A 12621-nucleotide genomic window follows, 5' to 3' on the forward strand; every position below is an offset into this window, starting at 1 on the left:
CAGGTGGACGACGATGACTGACGACCTGTCCGCGGCCATCTTGGCGGTCCTCGACGAGGCTCAACTCGAGGCCCGCACCGACGACGACCGGCAGCAGCTCGACGAGATCCGCACCCGGCTCACCGGCCCACTCCGGCTGGCCATCGCGGGCAAGGTGAAGGCCGGCAAGTCGACGCTGCTGAACGCCCTGCTGGGCGAGGAACTGGCGCCGACCGACGCGGGCGAGTGCACCCGGATCGTCACCTGGTACGCCCTCGACGACCGGCCGCACGCGACGCTGTTCCCGATCGACGGCGTACCGCACGAGCGCCCGTACGACCGCGACGGTGGTGCCCTCGAAGTCGATCTCGGCGGACTGGACGCGGCCGAGGTCGACCACCTCGAGATCGGCTGGCCGACCAGCCGCCTGCGCGACATGACCATTCTCGACACCCCGGGCATCGCGTCGATCTCCGCCGATGTGTCCGCCCGGACCCAACGGGTGCTCGCCGCCGACGACGGCCGGGTCCCGATCGCGGACGCGATCCTCTACCTGCTGCGGCACACGCACTCCAGCGACATCCGGTTCCTGGAGTCGTTCCACGACGACGAGCTGGCGCACGGTACGCCGATGAACGCGATCGGCGTGCTGTCCCGCGCGGACGAGATCGGGTCCTGCCGGCTCGACTCGATGGACGTCGCCGAGCGGGTCGCCCGCCGGTACGAGGCCGAGCCGCGGCTGCACCGGCTGTGCCCGGTGATCGTCCCGGTCAACGGGCTGCTCGGGCACACGGCGACGACCTTGCGCGAGGCCGAGTACGCGTTGCTGGCGACGATCGCGCAGGCCCCGATCGACGAGGTCTCCGAACTGCTGCTGACCGCCGACCGCTTCGCCTCGACGCCGAGCCGACTGACGGTCACCGAGCTCGAACGCGAGCACCTGCTCGGACGGCTCGGCCTGTACGGCGTACGGCTGAGTGTCGAGCTGATCCGCAGCGGCGTGGCCACCAACTCGTCCGAGCTGAGCACCGAGCTGACCGAGCGCAGTGGGCTCAACCGGCTCCGGGCAATCCTCGTCCGCCAGTTCGAGACCCGCAGCCGGGTACTCAAGGCGTACTCCGCGGTCGCGGCGCTCACCGATCTCCTGCGGTCCGGCAACTTCGAGCCCGGGCTGCAGGCGCGGGTCGAGGAGATCAGCGCGGGCGCGCACGAGTTCCAGGAGATCCGGCTGCTGTCCGACCTGCGGTCGGGCGGGATCACCCTGAAACCCGAGCGGACCGAGCAGCTGGACCGGCTGCTCGGTGGATCCGGGCACGACCCGGCGGCTCGGCTCGGGCTGCCGGAGGACGCCGCCGCGGACGACGTACGGAAGGCAGCCCTCGCCGCGTTGTCGTCCTGGCAGTCGTACGCCACCCACCCGCTGACCAGCCGCCCCGCCCAGCTGGCCGCCCGCGTCGCAACGCGAACCCTGGAAGGCCTACTCGCCGGCTAACGCCGCTAGATCAGCCCTTCGCGTACGGCGTACGCGACGGCATGCGACCTGTTGCGAAGCTGCAGCCGCGTGGTCACCTCGTGCAGAACGTTCTTCACCGTTCGTTCGCTGTAGCTCAGCGCCTGCGCGATCTCGCCCGTGTCGAGCCCGTCCGCGACCAGCCGCAGCACGTCGACCTCCCGCGGACTCAACCCCGTGAACGTCAGCCCGCGCGGAGCGAGCACCTGCCGCTGCAACCGCCCGAGCTGCTCCATCAACCGGCCCAGCAGGTCGGACGGGATCTCGCCGTCGCCGTTCGCCACCCGCGAGATCGTCCGTACGAGCGCATCCGGCGTGGCGTCGATCCGCCGCAGCAACCCACCGACCCCGATCTCCGCGGCCACCACCAGCGCCGCCTCGTCGAGTACGGTCGCCACCAGCAACAGCCGAGGCATGTCACCGCGACGCAGCGCCCGCATCGTCCGCGCGGTGTCGTCGTCGAGGTAGTCGGTGACGACGACCGCGACCGCGGCCTCGTCCACCTCCATCTCGTTGACCAGCCGCACCTCGGGCCGGGCCCGCAGCTGACTGATCACCCCCGCCCGCGAGATCGGGTCACTCCCGTGGACGTAGGTCAAGATCGGCACACTCATCGAAGCCCCTCCCCAAGATCAAGGCCTCCACCGTCCCGCACCACCCTCCACAGCGGTTCTACGCCCGCTCCACAAACGCTCCCCCAGCGATCCCGCCGGCCGCCCACGACTGCTGGTCCTCGACACACCGCAGTACGGCGAGCTGCGACTGCGGAGCGATTCCCAGTCCGTCCATCGTCGACGGCAGCTCCTTCGCGGCGGTCAGGTACTGATCGACCCGGACGGCGATCCGCGTGGTCACGGCATCGACCGCTTCCTGGACGCCGAGCCCCTCGTGGTGCTGCAGGACGTTCACGAAATTGATCGGGTCGCCCTGTTCCCTGTGCGGCGAGTGGATGTCGTTGATCCAGCACATGAGGTCCGCGGTACCGAGCACGAGCGTCTGGTACTCCGGCGTCCGGTAGAGCGCTTCCGGAATCGTGGCGACCTCGACCAACTCGACCAGGTCGAGCGTGGGCAGCACGGTCGAGGCGTCCCGCCGGACCGCCATGTAGTCGTCCACAGTCGGCACGATTCCGGACACCCGGTAGGCGTCCGCGACCAAGTGGCCGGTCAGCCACCGGTCCAGATTCCGGCGCAGTCTGGTCACCCAGTACGTCGGACGGCCGGGGATCGTGCGGTGCAGGAGATCGCGCAACGCCACGACGAGCGCGTGGTCGTCGTACGCGGTCAGAACGGTGTCGTCGGCGATCACCCGGCGCATGGACGCGACGAGCTCCTCGTACCGGCCGCTCGTGATCGCGATGTTCTGCTGGTCGGCGGTGATGAAGAAGAAGGCGTTCCAGTCGGTGACCAGGCTCAGACCGTGCAGCGGCACGGACGGGCAGAGCGTGGCCATGATCCGGCCGTGGCCCAGCGCGCGGAACTTGGCCACGACCTCCGGCGAACGCAGCAGGCCGAACCGGCGGCACCATTCCTCGGTCAGTTGCTGTACGACGTGCGCCTGCGGATGCGAAGCCGTGGCGAACGGCAACCGCAGCTCCGGCATCAGGTAGCTGACATTGGACATGGGACTCCTGGGACTCGGCGTGCGTGAGGGCACATCCCATCCGCGCGGGACTTTCGGCAGCAGGTGGGGCCACTTCAGTATCTGCACGGGACGACGGGAAACGCGCTGGCGGAATCCGGCATGGCAGGAACTCGACGTTCTCGCCCGGCCGCGGGTCGCGCGGCTATGTTGCTGCAGGCAACTTAGTGGGCAGCCCGGCGCGGAGAGACCTGCTGACCAGCAGGGCACCTACCAGTGAGACGGCGAAGACGACGCTGAACGCGATCGCGCCGGTGAGCAGACCGGTCATCAGGCCGTTGGCCGTGACGATCGCGCCGAGCGCCGGGGCACCGATGCCCTGCGAGATGTAGCCGACCAGGTACCCGCCGGAGACCATGCTCGCCCGGCGGTGCGAAGAGGCGTACCGGTTGAGGATCGTCAGCCCGCCGGCGAAGTCGAACGCGTAGCCGATCCCGGCGCAGGCCGACGCGAGGAAGAACACGACGACCGAGTGCGTGACACCAGTGACGACGAACAACCAGACCGCGCCGGCCGAGAAGACGGCGCCGAGGATCACAGTGGTCCAGATGTCCAGCCGCTTGGCCAGCAGCGCGGTGATCGCGATCGAGATGGCGAACACCGACAGCAGCGCACCGGTCACCAAGGCGTTGTCGGAGCCCGCGAGCTGGTGCGCGATCTTGGCGCCGAGCGGGAGGACGAGCGAGCCGAGCACGAACGACGAGGCGAACGCGATCGAGCCGGCCGCGAAGATGCCGCGATTGCCGCGCGGGATGACGATCGCGCGCACCCGCCAGCGCGAGTTGTCCTCGTTCGGCGTGTGCCGCGGCAGCCCGAGCGCGAAGAAGGCGACGACCAGGATCACCACCGCCAGGACGACGAAGGTCAGGCGCAGCGGGTACGGCGCGTACTCGGACAGTCCGCCGCCGACCAGCATCGCGAGCGCGATCCCGAACGCGGACACCGCCGTACCGACCGCCCCGGCGCGCTTCTCGGCACCGGCGGCCGAGAACTCGACCATCGCGACACTCGCCGGGCTGAGCGACAGACCGACTCCGAGGCCCATGAAGGCCCGGCCGATCAGCAGCCAGGTGACGTCCCGGGCCAGGATGAACAGCAGTACGCCGACCAGTTCGGCGGCGAGGCCCAGCAGCATCGCCGCGCGGCGGCCGATGTGGTCGGAGAGGTCACCGAAGACGATCAGCACCGGGATCAGCGCGATCGGGTAGGCGGCGAAGATCCAGGCGACGGTCGTCGAGGTGACACCCCAGTCGGCCTGGTAGAGCGGGTAGATCATCGTCGGGCAGGCACTGGTCCACAGCGCCAGCGCGACCACGGCGCCGGCGGTCCAGAAACTGGCGCGCTCACTGAGCGATCGCAAGGGGGTCCTCCAGGAAAATGCGGCCGGTGGCCGCGGATGAGCTGAGTTGAGTTTTTAAAGCTAGCAGCACCTGGCTATAGTTTCATAACTCAGCTCGGAGGATGGACAGATGCCCAAATCGCTCGGCAAGGACTCGACCTGCTCGATCGCGCGCAGCCTGGAGGTGCTCGGCGACCGCTGGACGCTGCTGATCCTGCGCGAGGCGCTGATCGAGGGATCGACCAAGTTCCAGGAGTTCCGCGAGGCGCTGGGCGTCGCGCCGAACCTGCTGACCCAGCGCCTCGCGTTCCTGATCGACGAGGGCCTGCTGACCCGGCGTACGTACCAGGAGGCGGGCACCCGCTCGCGGGACGAGTACGTGCTGACCGAGGCCGGCCGCAGCCTCAACCTCGTCATCGCCGCGCTCAGCGACTGGGGTCGGACGCGCCGCCCCCGCCCGGACGGCACCTCACCGCGGTACGCCGACGAAGAGTCCGGTACGCCGGTACGCCTCGCGTTCGTCACCGACGACGGCGACCAGGTGGAGGCCGAGCACCTGGTCGCCCGCCGTACGCCGGACGGTCAGTTCACCGACCGCTGACCCGCTCGTCCCCAGTCCAGTTGGTGTTGAATCCGCCCAGATGTGGGTGGTACATCTCGTCGCCGTCGTGCTGGGTGAACTCGACCTTCAGCCACACCGCGTCGAGGTCGAACGCCTCCACGCAGGCGTCGATCAACGACTGGGCCAGCAGAGCCCGCGTCTCGGCCGGCCGGCCTTTCCGGATGTCGCACATGATCAGACCCGACGGCGTCGGCGGACCGGACTCGTGGCAGCGCCACACTCCCCCGACGCCGACGTCGTGGATGGAGACAGTGAGCAGATCCATGCCGACCTGCATGATCTCCCCGTAGAGCTGTCCGATGCGCTGGGCGAGCGCTCGTTTGGTGGCTTCGTCCGCGGTCAGTGGCAGGTCGACCTGGATCGAGGGCATGGCGTTCCTTTCTCGAGGGCCTGGGCAGCGGCGAAAAGAAGCGCTTCGTTGCCCGGCGCGGTGACAAGTTGGACGGCGACCGGCAGTCCGTCGAGCTGGCCGGCCGGGACGCTGATCGCTGGTGAGCCGGTCAGGTTCCAGGGGCTGGTCAGGGAGAGCAGGGCCGCTCGTACCTCGAGCTCGGCGCCGGCGACCGAGACCCTGCGTTCGCCCAGCGGAGGCGCGACGACCGGCACGGTCGGCAGCGCCAGTACGTCGTACGCCGACAGCAGGCCGTCGACCAGGACGCTCAACTCGTGGCGCGCCTCGTCGGCCTCGGCGTACTGCTGCTCGGTGATCCCGCGACCCTTGTCGAGGCGGGCGAAGACCTCGGGATCGATGAGCCCTGCGTCGGCGTCGAGGTGGTGGCTGTGCACCAGGAACGCTTCTCTGCCTTGCAGCGTCGAGAAGACCTCGAACAGGTCCCGCCGCGCTGTCCACTCGACGACCTCGACCGCAGAGCCGACGAGCTGCCGCGTCAGCTCTTCGACGCGGGGATCCGTCACGGCGATGGCATCCGGTGGGATCCAACCGATCGAGAGGTCCGCGGCCCGCTGCTCCACCGGTCGATCGCTGATCGCCTGGTAGCCGAGGAGCGCGTCCTCGGTGGTCGCCGCGAAGAGACCGACGTGGTCCAGGGTGGGCGCCAACGGATAGACACCCTTGCTCGACACCGCATCGAACGCCGGCTTGAAGCCCACGACCCCGCACAGCGCAGCAGGCACCCGGACCGAGCCGGCCGTATCGGTGCCCAAGGCAAGCGACACCATCCCGGCGGCGACCGCGACGGCGCTGCCACCGCTGCTGCCGCCGGACATCCGGCGGGGATCGACCGGGTTGCGCGAGGCGCCGTGGACCGATCGATCGCCGGTCGCGCCGTACGCGAACTCGTGCAAGGTGGTCTTGCCGATGATCACGGCACCCGCATCGCGTAACCGGCGGACGACCTCGGCGTCGTCGGTCGCTGTCGCGCCGAAGGACGTCGCCGATCCGCACGTGGTGGGCAGACCGGCCAGGTCGATCAGATCCTTCACTGCCACGGGGATGCCGTGCAGCGATCCGAGATCGATGCCTGCGGCAAGTTGTTCGTCGGCCTCCCGGGCTGCTGCCAGGGCTCCTTCGTCGTCGATCAGGGTGAAGGCGTTGAGGGTGGGGTTCAGTGCGTGGCTACGCCGCAGTGCTGCTTCGGTCAGCTCGCTCGCCGAGGTCTCGCCGCGGCGCAGCGCCCGCGCTTGGTCGGCGGCCGTCATGAGGTGAATCCCGGGAGCAGGCCGAGCGGCGGCACGATGAGCGCCGCACAGAGGCTCATCGAGGCGACGTTGCCGATGAAGGGATGGAACGTCTTCGGCAGCCTTGCCGAGATCGCCGCCGCGACCGGTGGAGCGATCAGCGCACCGGCCAGCGCGCCGATCACGACGGACTGGAAGGTGCCGCCGTACGCCAGCACGGTGGCCGGCGCGACCGAGACGACCGGCACGAAGGTCGGGTAGAAGCCGTGCTGCTGCCACTTCCTCCGCCAGATGATCACGCCGGTGAACGCGGTGAGGACCTGACTCGCGAGCACCGCGATGAAGAGTCCTGAGCCGTACGCCGTACTGGTGGGACTGACCAGGTTGGCCACGACCGCGCCGAGGATCAGCGCCGCGCTAGCCCACTCGTTGCCGAAGAACTGCGCCTCGGAGAAGTCGCCCAACGCGCGGCGTGGCACCCACAGCGCTGAACTCGTGCGATCCGGCGCGTCCTGTTGTTGCCCACGCCAACCACCCGCTGCGGGCATCCAGGTGAGACGGCTGCAGAGCCAGAACGCCACGAGCGCGCCGAGCCACATGCCGGTCGTCGCACCGACCACCGGTGGCAGGTCCAGGGGCGCGCAGACGTACGTGACGGCAAGGATCGAGGCCGGCGGCGTCAGCAGCGCACCCAGGACAGCGGCCGTCAGCGCGATCCTCCAGCCGGGTCCGTAGAGGACGACGATCGCCGGCGCCACCGAGACCAGCGGGACGAACAACGGCTGCCAGTCTCCGGCCGCCGCCGTCCATCCCCACGCGAGGTTGCCGAGCAGCAGGCTGATCAGCGCGCTCCCGGCGGCCCACGGCCACAGCCCGGTGCCACACGCTTGGACGAATCCCCGGAAACGCCACGACCGCTGGTGGGCGACGTGACCCACCAGGCCGCCGACGAGCAGGAGGGCGCCGGCCGGAGCGACTGCGTAGAACTGTGGTTCGCTGATCGAGCCGGCCAGCCAGGACAGGAGTCGGCCGGGATCGGTGTAGTCGCCGTCCCACGGCTGCCAGGTCGTGAGCCGGGAGAAGCTCCAGCCGACGAGCGCGAGGAGAGCGACTCCGACCAGCCCCACGCAGGTGGCGGCCCGGGGCGCCAGGCCCCGCACGCTGCCGCGTTCGGTGGTGCGGGGGTCGCGCCCGAGCATGCCCCGGACGTACCGTCGCGAGCCGGCGACGCGCGCCGTACTGCGGGGTGTCGTCATCGCGGGAGCGGGGCGCGGTCGGTGTAGCCGAGCATCTGGTCGTACAGGTCGGTCCGGCGATCGCGGTGCAGGTCGTTGAGCTGGTTCCAGATCGGCGCGGTACGGGCGGCGGTCAGGTCGATGTCGGCGTACACGATCGTGTCCTCGTCCGGGCCGGCGATCCGGTCGATCGGCCAGCCGTTCGTGCCAGCGATCAACGAGTTACCCATGAACCCGGCGCCGCGCTCCTGACCGGTCCGGTCCGCGGTGGCGATGAAGACGTTGTTCGCGTGCGCCGCCGTCATCGTCAGGTACGCCGCCATGCAGACGCCGCTCGCGTCGTACAAGGGCGGCGGAGTCCAGACCCAACCGGTGGGGATGCAGATGATGTCGGCCCCCATCTGCGCGACGATCCGCGCGGTCTCGGGGAACCAGATGTCCCAGCAGACCAGCAGACCGATCCGGCCGATCTTGGTGTCGAACACCTGGAACCCCTCGTTGCCGGGGGTGAACCACAGCTTCTCGGTGTTCCACAGGTGCGTCTTGCGGTAGCGACCGATGTAGCCCTCCGGGCCGACCAGTACAGCGGTGTCGTACAGGGTCACGCCGTCGAGCTCGGGTACGCAGCCGACGATGTACACGTTCCGGGCCGCGGCGATCCGCGCGAACGACTCGACCGTCGGCCCGTCCGGCACCGACTCGGCGTGGGCGTAGGCCTCCTCGCGAGTCTCGAACACGTAGCCGGTGGTCGCCAGCTCCGGCAGCACGATCAGGCCCGCTCCCGCATCGGCAGCCGCTGTCAGTCGCTGCTCGACCGCCAGCGCGTTGGCCTTGAGGTTCTCCACCCCGACACGGGGCTCGAACTGCACGACCGCGACCCGGACCGGGCTCACCCTCTGCTCCACCTGTGACGTCATGAGGCTTCTCCTTCGCTGGAACTGGTTTCAACTTGAAACCGGTTGAGCGAGAGCGTAAGGCAGGTGGTTTATACTTGCAACCACTTAGCCGCAGTCCGTCGCGGCCGTCAGTCGAAGGGACCGCGGATGCCGCAGCGTGTGACGCACGAGGACGCGGAGTGCCCGGTCGCGCGGGCGGTCGACGTGATCGGCGACCGCTGGTCGCTGCTGATCGTCCGCGACGCCTTCGACGGCATCCGGCGGTTCAGCGAGTTCCAGCGCAACCTCGGCCTGGCGAAGAACATCCTGTCCTCACGGCTGCGCGAGCTCGTCGCGCACGGCATCCTCGAGATCCAGCCGGGCGCCGACGGCAGCGCCTACCACGAGTACGCACTGACCCCGAAGGGGCGCGACCTCTTCGTCATCCTGGTCAGCCTGCGGCAGTGGGGCGAGGACCACCTGTTCGACGAGGCCGAACCGCACTCGGTCCTGCTCGACACGAAGGCCGGCAAGCCGCTCCGCAAACTCCAGGTCACCGACCACGCGGGCCGGGTGCTCGACTCCGCCGGGGCCGTAGTCCACAAGGTCGGCGAGTAGTCAGACCAGATTCAGGCAGACCTGCCGGGTCGGGGTCGAGCGGTTGAGGGTGATGGGCACGGTCAGGCAGAGTCGGCGGGCAGCGCCAAGTCGGCGGCGTAGGCGGCCGCTAGATCTTCGTCCCAGGGATCGGTCTCCGCGGCGAGCGAGTCAAGGACAGTTGCGGGTCTGGTGGCGCCCGAGACGACGGACAGGATCGGGGACGACTGCAGGAGGGCTTTCAGTTGCAGGCGTTGGAGGGAGATGCCGCGTTCGGTGGCCTGGGCTGTGAGGTGTGGGGCGGAGGCTGCGCTGCGGAGGGGTGAGTAGGCGAAGAACGGGATGTAGTTGGCTTCGCACCAGGTGAGGACGTCGGCGGACTCGCGGCCCATCGCCGTGTGGCGGTTCTGGACCGCGTCGACCTGCGTGACCGTTGCCGCGCGTTCGAGGTCGGTGACGGTGACGTTGGAGAGGCCGATGCGAGCGACCTTGCCTTCGTCGCGGAGGGAGGCGAGGGCTGAGATGCCTTCTTCTACGGGCTGTTCGGCCAGGTCGACTCTGTGGAGGTAGTAGAGGTCGAGGGTGCCGAAGATGCGCAGGCTGGTCTCGACGTCGGCGCGGATCCGGGGTGCACTGATGTCGGCGTCCCAGATGGTCGGGCCTGTGCGCGAGTGGCCGCCTTTGGTGCCGACGATCGCTCCGGTGCCGCGGGCGGCGTCCGCGGCCAGTTGCTCGCCGTAGAACGGATCGTCGACGTGGGCGTACGCGCGTGCGGTGTCGAGGATCGCGGTGCCTGCGTCGAGGCCGGCCCTGATCGTCGCGAGATCGGCGGCACGGTCGCGCGGGTCGAACGAGAAGCTCGCGACGCCGAGGGCGACTCGGCCGACGAGCAACTGACCGTCCTGCTTCATCTTCCCGCTCATCGCGAGGCCGCGCGGACTAGAGCGGCAGTGGCGGTCGAGCGGGAGTGTTGGGGCCAGGCGATCGACAGCTTGGCCGGCGGCGAGTCCTGGACCAGGCGATAGGCGATGCCGGCGCGCGGGTACCGGCTGACCACCGACTCCGGTAGAAGCGTGACGAGGTCGCCCAGTTCGACGAGCTTCAGCAACTGCGGGAGATCGCGTACGCCGTACTGGCCCACCAAACCGTCGAGCTGACGCTGCAGTTCCAACGGCTCCGCCGACAAGCCGAGATCCGCCAGCTCGACCTCGGGACGGGCCGCGAGTGGATGACCGGCGGCGAGCGCGACGACGCGGCGTTCGGTGGCGATGGTCTCGGCGTCCAGCCCGGTCCGGTCGAACGGCTCGGGGATCAGCGCCGCATCGGCGTACCCATCCCTCAAGAGCTGCGCCTGCTCACCCCACCCGCAGAACTGCACGGCCACCGGCGTAGCAGCGGGATCGTCCGCATAGTTGGCCAGAAGCACCTCCAGCATCCCCGCATCACTGTCGGCCTTCACCGCAAGAACCAGCTTCGCCTCTGCCGCCCGCTGTGCCCGACGACCAGCCGCATCCAACGCCGACAAGGCAGCCCGCGCTTCGTCGAGCAGCACCGCTCCGGCATCAGTCAGTACGACGGCGCGCGTCGTACGCTCGAACAGCCTGACCGCGAGCTCGTCCTCCAGCTTGCGGATCGCGCGCGACAGCGGCGGCGGTGAGATGCCCAGCCGCTCGGCGGCGCGGGCGAAGTTCAGTTCCTCGCCGACGGCAACGAAGTAGCGCAGTGCCCGGGACTCCACGACGGCCTCCTCGCAGTATTGCCCTGAGGGTAACAACCGGGTCCGCGACGGACCTTCAGCTCGGCCGCTCCCCCGCGCAGGATCGTTCCCATGATCACCGTCACCACACCCACCGGCCAGATCGGCCGCGCCGTTCTCGACCACCTGCTGAACAGCCCGCTGCGCGACCGGCTCCGGGTCATCGTCCGTGATCCGGCTCGGCTTCCCGAGAGCGTGCGCGGGCAAGTCGACGTCGTCCTGGGCTCGCACGACGATCCCGAGGTGCTGGCGAAGGCGTTCGCCGGGGCGACCACCGTCTTCTGGGTCGTGCCGCCGCACCCTCAGGTGACCGACGTCGACGAGTACTACCTGAACTTCGCCCGCGCGGCGTCCACGGCGATCCAGAGTCAGGGCGTACGGCGGGTGGTCGGCATCTCCACTCTCGGGCGCGGCATCGCCGAGAACGCCGGTCTGCTGTCGGCCGCGTTGGCCGCGGACGAGTTGATCGGCTCGACCGGCGTTGCCCAGCGCACGGTTTGTGCGCCGTACTTCCTGGAGAACTTCCTCAACCAGGCCGACTCGATCAGGAACGGCGCGCTCTCCCTCCCGATCGCCGGCGACCGCCGACTGCGAACCTGCGCGACAGCCGACCTCGCCGCCGTCGCGGCCGAGCTGCTGCTCGATGAGTCATGGACCGGTCAAAGCGACGTACCGGTGGCTGGGCCTGACGACCTGACGCCGGACGGGATGGCGCAAGTTTTGTCGGACGTGCTGGGCCGGACGGTTCGGTTCCAGTCGACCGGCTATGCGGAGTACGAGGCCGCGCTCGCGGGCTACGGCATCAGTGCGGCGTGGGCCGAGGGGCTGACCTTGATGGCGAAGGCGCAGAACGAGCAGGCGATTTACGAGAGCGCGGAGTTGAGGTTGACGCCGACGAGCTTCCGCCGGTGGTGCAGCGAGGTGTTCACACCGGAACCGTGAGCGGGACCCGGATGTCGGGGCCGTCGTCGGAGATCAGGACGGACGCTTCGAGGACGCGGGCCCGGTAGAGCCGAAGGGGCTCGGGCGCTTGCAGCCGTACGGCGTCGAAGGACACCAGGTCCGGGAAGCGGCTGCTGTAGATCTCGGCGCAGCGGGCGAGTTCGGCGTCGGCGACCTGTTCGGCGTACGCCGTCAGGTAGACGGCTTCGGCCTCGAAGAGCGGTACCTGGGAGTCGAAGATGACGATGCCGACGTCGGGCCGCTCGGCGAGGTTGCGCGAGTGGCGGCTGTCCGGGCGGGACGCCCAGTAGAAGTCGAGGCCGCCGTCCGCGGTGAAGCAGACCGGCGAGGCCCACGGGCGTCCGTCGCGGTCGGCGGTGGCCAGGGTCAGGTAGTTGTTGGTGTCGATGATCCGGCGCGCGATGTCTTGTGGGGTCATGCGATCAGCGTCGTACGGCGGGCGCGCGGGCGCATCCGTGGCCACCAC

14 protein-coding genes are annotated in these 12621 nt (G+C 69.4%); 4 read left to right on the plus strand and 10 right to left on the minus strand.

All coding sequences use genetic code 11. The features are described from left to right. The first annotated feature begins 13 nt into the window (after positions 1–13). A complete protein-coding gene (locus ACYVIO_RS34200; RefSeq protein WP_460655090.1) occupies positions 14–1471 on the plus strand; it encodes a dynamin family protein in 1458 nt (485 codons plus the stop codon). Positions 1472–1476: 5 nt separating this feature from the next. On the opposite strand, the gene ACYVIO_RS34205 is transcribed toward ACYVIO_RS34200, so the two are convergent. The 3 genes from ACYVIO_RS34205 to ACYVIO_RS34215 form a co-directional block, all read right to left on the minus strand. Next, positions 1477–2103 carry a helix-turn-helix transcriptional regulator gene (locus ACYVIO_RS34205; RefSeq protein WP_460655091.1) on the minus strand — a complete coding sequence of 209 codons (627 nt, stop codon included), beginning with the start codon at positions 2101–2103 and terminating at the stop codon, positions 1477–1479. Between the two features lie 58 nt (positions 2104–2161). Beyond that, positions 2162–3112, minus strand: a complete 951-nt coding sequence (locus ACYVIO_RS34210; RefSeq protein WP_460655092.1) for a terpene synthase family protein — start codon at positions 3110–3112, stop codon at positions 2162–2164. 163 nt (positions 3113–3275) lie between these two features. Next, complete coding sequence (locus tag ACYVIO_RS34215; protein ID WP_460655093.1) at positions 3276–4490, minus strand: MFS transporter; 1215 nt, start codon at positions 4488–4490, stop codon at positions 3276–3278. Positions 4491–4599: 109 nt separating this feature from the next. Between ACYVIO_RS34215 and ACYVIO_RS34220 the strand changes: the two genes are divergently transcribed. Next, positions 4600–5070, plus strand: a complete 471-nt coding sequence (locus tag ACYVIO_RS34220) for a winged helix-turn-helix transcriptional regulator (protein ID WP_460655094.1) — start codon at positions 4600–4602, stop codon at positions 5068–5070. Here the strand turns inward: ACYVIO_RS34220 and ACYVIO_RS34225 are convergent. Genes ACYVIO_RS34225 through ACYVIO_RS34240 form a run of 4 tightly spaced genes read right to left on the minus strand, consistent with a single transcriptional unit; the run spans position 5057 to position 8881 of the window. Next, on the minus strand, positions 5057–5461 hold the full coding sequence (locus tag ACYVIO_RS34225; protein WP_460655095.1) for a tautomerase family protein: 405 nt from the start codon (positions 5459–5461) through the stop codon (positions 5057–5059). The two genes, ACYVIO_RS34220 and ACYVIO_RS34225, sit on opposite strands and share 14 nt — an antisense overlap. Continuing rightward, positions 5431–6750 carry an amidase gene (locus ACYVIO_RS34230; protein ID WP_460655096.1) on the minus strand — a complete coding sequence of 440 codons (1320 nt, stop codon included), beginning with the start codon at positions 6748–6750 and terminating at the stop codon, positions 5431–5433. Before ACYVIO_RS34230 ends, ACYVIO_RS34225 begins: the two co-directional genes overlap by 31 nt. After that, positions 6747–7985, minus strand: coding sequence for a hypothetical protein (locus ACYVIO_RS34235; protein WP_460655097.1), 1239 nt, complete (start codon positions 7983–7985; stop codon positions 6747–6749). The genes ACYVIO_RS34230 and ACYVIO_RS34235 overlap by 4 nt, the downstream gene beginning before the upstream one ends. Further along, positions 7982–8881, minus strand: a complete 900-nt coding sequence (locus ACYVIO_RS34240) for a nitrilase family protein (RefSeq protein ID WP_460655098.1) — start codon at positions 8879–8881, stop codon at positions 7982–7984. The genes ACYVIO_RS34235 and ACYVIO_RS34240 overlap by 4 nt, the downstream gene beginning before the upstream one ends. A gap of 126 nt (positions 8882–9007) precedes the next feature. On the opposite strand from ACYVIO_RS34240, the gene ACYVIO_RS34245 reads away from it, so the two are divergent. Next, a complete protein-coding gene (locus ACYVIO_RS34245) occupies positions 9008–9457 on the plus strand; it encodes a winged helix-turn-helix transcriptional regulator (protein WP_460655099.1) in 450 nt (149 codons plus the stop codon). Positions 9458–9519: 62 nt separating this feature from the next. On the opposite strand, the gene ACYVIO_RS34250 is transcribed toward ACYVIO_RS34245, so the two are convergent. Both ACYVIO_RS34250 and ACYVIO_RS34255 read right to left on the minus strand, forming a co-directional pair. Next, positions 9520–10347: an aldo/keto reductase gene (locus ACYVIO_RS34250; protein ID WP_460655100.1), complete on the minus strand. Its 828-nt coding sequence runs from the start codon at positions 10345–10347 to the stop codon at positions 9520–9522. Between the two features lie 8 nt (positions 10348–10355). Beyond that, complete coding sequence (locus tag ACYVIO_RS34255; protein ID WP_460655101.1) at positions 10356–11174, minus strand: LysR family transcriptional regulator; 819 nt, start codon at positions 11172–11174, stop codon at positions 10356–10358. Positions 11175–11264: 90 nt separating this feature from the next. Between ACYVIO_RS34255 and ACYVIO_RS34260 the strand changes: the two genes are divergently transcribed. Further along, positions 11265–12134 carry an NmrA family NAD(P)-binding protein gene (locus ACYVIO_RS34260; RefSeq protein WP_460655102.1) on the plus strand — a complete coding sequence of 290 codons (870 nt, stop codon included), beginning with the start codon at positions 11265–11267 and terminating at the stop codon, positions 12132–12134. Here ACYVIO_RS34260 and ACYVIO_RS34265 read toward each other — a convergent pair. Beyond that, entirely contained in the window at positions 12118–12573 is a 456-nt protein-coding gene (locus ACYVIO_RS34265) for a pyridoxamine 5'-phosphate oxidase family protein (protein WP_460655103.1), read from the minus strand. The genes ACYVIO_RS34260 and ACYVIO_RS34265 overlap by 17 nt on opposite strands. Between the last annotated feature and the right edge of the window lie 48 nt (positions 12574–12621).

It is taken from the genome of Kribbella endophytica (assembly GCF_054781295.1).

Excerpts from the sequence above, each read along its gene's own strand:
- ACYVIO_RS34220 (WP_460655094.1), top strand. The coding sequence starts at position 4,600 with ATGCCCAAATCGCTCGGCAAGGACTCGACCTGCTCGATCGCGCGCAGC.
- ACYVIO_RS34230 (WP_460655096.1), bottom strand. The coding sequence starts at position 6,750 with ATGACGGCCGCCGACCAAGCGCGGGCGCTGCGCCGCGGCGAGACCTCG.
- ACYVIO_RS34240 (WP_460655098.1), bottom strand. The coding sequence starts at position 8,881 with ATGACGTCACAGGTGGAGCAGAGGGTGAGCCCGGTCCGGGTCGCGGTC.
- ACYVIO_RS34200 (WP_460655090.1), top strand. The coding sequence starts at position 14 with ATGACTGACGACCTGTCCGCGGCCATCTTGGCGGTCCTCGACGAGGCT.
- ACYVIO_RS34225 (WP_460655095.1), bottom strand. The coding sequence starts at position 5,461 with ATGCCCTCGATCCAGGTCGACCTGCCACTGACCGCGGACGAAGCCACC.
- ACYVIO_RS34250 (WP_460655100.1), bottom strand. The coding sequence starts at position 10,347 with ATGAAGCAGGACGGTCAGTTGCTCGTCGGCCGAGTCGCCCTCGGCGTC.
- ACYVIO_RS34205 (WP_460655091.1), bottom strand. The coding sequence starts at position 2,103 with ATGAGTGTGCCGATCTTGACCTACGTCCACGGGAGTGACCCGATCTCG.
- ACYVIO_RS34265 (WP_460655103.1), bottom strand. The coding sequence starts at position 12,573 with ATGACCCCACAAGACATCGCGCGCCGGATCATCGACACCAACAACTAC.
- ACYVIO_RS34260 (WP_460655102.1), top strand. The coding sequence starts at position 11,265 with ATGATCACCGTCACCACACCCACCGGCCAGATCGGCCGCGCCGTTCTC.
- ACYVIO_RS34210 (WP_460655092.1), bottom strand. The coding sequence starts at position 3,112 with ATGTCCAATGTCAGCTACCTGATGCCGGAGCTGCGGTTGCCGTTCGCC.
- ACYVIO_RS34245 (WP_460655099.1), top strand. The coding sequence starts at position 9,008 with ATGCCGCAGCGTGTGACGCACGAGGACGCGGAGTGCCCGGTCGCGCGG.
- ACYVIO_RS34235 (WP_460655097.1), bottom strand. The coding sequence starts at position 7,985 with ATGACGACACCCCGCAGTACGGCGCGCGTCGCCGGCTCGCGACGGTAC.